We start from the raw sequence: 618 nt of genomic DNA, 5'->3' as shown, positions 1-618 counted from the left end.
ATGCTGTCGAACTTCGCATCTTTCAACAATTCAATCTTGATACCATCTTCTGTGGTACGTGTGATCACGTTCTCACCGCTGGTCTTGTCTTCTGCTGTTGCAGCATCAGCTCCACCCACGATGTTTAACTTGTCACCCAACTTACGATGAACATCTGCACCTGCATTACCAGCAAAGTTCAATCCTTTGTTTTCCAACTCGGTCTTGGTGTTCGTGATCGTGTTGTTTAACTCAGTCTTGGTATCAGTAATCTGATTAGTTAACTGATCTTTAGTATTGGTGATCTGGTTACCCAAGTCTTTCTTCGCATCATCTAACTTGTTGTTGGTATCGGTGATCTTGCCGTCTAAACCATCTTTAACATTGGTTAACTGGTCAACATTGACTGCATCTTTACCATTTACGCCATCAGCAACGTTGGTAATTGTTTTATTACCTGCATTGATGCCATCTTTAGTGATGCTTGGGCCATCTTTAATGGTTAAGCCATTGTTGTTCAATACGCTGTCGCCAGTGGTAATGCTGTCGAACTTCGCATCTTTCAACAATTCAATCTTGATACCATCTTCTGTGGTACGTGTGATCACGTTCTCACCGCTGGTCTTGTCTTCTGCTGTT

Annotated in this window: 1 pseudogene; it reads right to left on the bottom strand. The window is 42.4% G+C overall.

Annotation, left to right across the window (positions count from 1 at the left end):
* Positions 1-618: pseudogene (locus tag PJ15_RS18170) on the bottom strand (cell surface protein); the annotation flags it as partial.

This window comes from Acinetobacter sp. neg1 (assembly GCF_000788125.1).
Classification (GTDB): Bacteria; Pseudomonadota; Gammaproteobacteria; order Pseudomonadales; family Moraxellaceae; genus Acinetobacter; species Acinetobacter vivianii.
This window is presented reverse-complemented; position numbering and strand designations above follow the sequence as displayed.